The following is a 1,191-nucleotide window of genomic DNA, read 5'->3' as shown; positions in this document are numbered from 1 at the left end:
CGGTGGCGGCGCGCGAGGGTGAGGGGAACGGCACGTCAGACGTCCTCGGGTGCGTACGGAACGGAGGGAGGGGCGGCTCGCCCGTGATCACGGTACCCGCGCACCCCGCGGGCGCGACTCAGCGGCACCACCCCTGGCCAGGTGGACGGCAACACCCCCTGGAACCCGATACCCTTTGACCAGACACGCGACCATCCCACAACAGCACACGCGGCCGAGGAGTCACCCGGATGAGCACCACCCAGAGCGAGAGGCTGCGAGAACTGCTGGAACCGCTCGTCGCATCCCAGGGCCTGGATCTCGAAGAGATCGCCGTGGACTCCGTCGGACGCAAGCGTGTGCTGCGCGTCGTCGTGGACTCCGACACCGGGGCCGACCTGGACCAGATCGCCGATGTGAGCCGCGCGCTCTCGGCGAGGCTCGACGAGACGGACGCGATGGGCGAGGGGGAGTACACCCTCGAGGTCGGCACCCCGGGCGCGGAGCGCCTCCTCACCGAACACCGGCACTACCTGCGCGCCACGGGCCGGCTGGTGAGGTTCCAGCTGGCCGAGGGCGGCGAACTGGTGGCCAGGATCCTGAAGGTCGACGACGAAGGCCTCGACCTCGAAGTGCCCGGAGTCAAGGGCCGCAAGGCCACCACCCGCAGACTCGGCTTCCCGGACGTGACCAGGGCGCGCGTGCAGGTCGAGTTCAACCGCAAGGACGAGAAGGACATGAAGGAAGAGGAGGAGGCGTAGCCGTGGACATCGACATGAGCGCCCTGCGGGGCTTGGTTCGGGAGAAGGAGATCTCCTTCGACCTGCTGGTCGAGGCGATCGAGTCGGCCCTCCTCATCGCCTACCACCGCACCGAGGGAAGCCGCCGCCACGCGCGCGTGGAGCTCAACCGGGAGACCGGGCATGTGACCGTGTGGGCGAAGGAGGACCCCGAGGACCTCGAGGAGGGCCAGGAGCCCCGCGAGTTCGACGACACCCCGTCCGGCTTCGGTCGTATCGCCGCCACCACCGCCAAGCAGGTCATCCTGCAGCGGTTGCGCGACGCCGAGGACGACGCCGGTGACGATGTCGCCCTCGCGGCCGGCATACTCGCCGAGCGTCGCGTCGTCCTCGGCGTCGCGCAACCGCTGCAGGATGACCTGCTTGGCGGTGGTGGCGGCGATACGACCGAAGCCGGACGGGGTGTCGTCGA

The 1,191-nt window shown here is 69.7% G+C and carries 1 protein-coding gene and 1 pseudogene; both read left to right on the top strand.

The features are described 5' to 3' along the window. Positions 1 to 230 precede the first annotated feature (230 nt). Entirely contained in the window at positions 231 to 740 is a 510-nt protein-coding gene (gene rimP / locus BZY54_RS48875; RefSeq protein WP_086731607.1) for a ribosome maturation factor RimP, read from the top strand. Positions 741 to 742: 2 nt separating this feature from the next. Beyond that, positions 743 to 1,135: pseudogene (locus BZY54_RS48870) on the top strand (NusA N-terminal domain-containing protein); the annotation flags it as partial. Between the last annotated feature and the right edge of the window lie 56 nt (positions 1,136 to 1,191).

This window comes from Streptomyces carpinensis (assembly GCF_002154505.1).
GTDB classification, from domain to species: domain Bacteria; phylum Actinomycetota; class Actinomycetes; order Streptomycetales; family Streptomycetaceae; genus Streptomyces; species Streptomyces carpinensis.
Note: the sequence above shows the minus strand (reverse complement) of the source record. Positions and strands in the feature narration are given on the sequence as shown.